This is a genomic window from Sphingobacterium sp. GQ94 (genome assembly GCF_059758715.1).
Window position 1 is genome coordinate 1 of record NZ_JCAXEC010000048.1, and the last position, 279, is coordinate 279.

Sequence of the window (279 nt, forward strand, 5' to 3'; positions counted from 1 at the left end):
TGATTGAATATCGAGATCAAGCATATCATTTGTTGAATTCTGAGCAAGGAATAAAAAAACGAAAGAAGCGATGCCATGATGTTGAACCAGTCTTTGCAAACATTAAACAGAACCACCGGTTCCGCCGCTTTATGCTCAAAGGCAAGCAAAAAGTGGAAATTGAATGGGCTTTATTAGCAATTGCACAAAACTTAAGGAAAAAAGCAGCCTAAAAGGGCACTTTTCCAGTCTTTTTCTCAATTAAAAGAAAAATAGATCAAATCTAGGAAATACTCAGCC

At 36.6% G+C, this 279-nt stretch carries 1 protein-coding gene; it reads left to right on the forward strand.

Features of this window, described 5'->3' with window-relative positions; translation table 11 throughout:
* The coding region (locus tag AC6CHH_RS16440; protein ID WP_498284798.1) for a transposase at positions 1–212 on the forward strand (212 nt) is incomplete at its 5' end.
* Positions 213–279 lie beyond the last annotated feature (67 nt).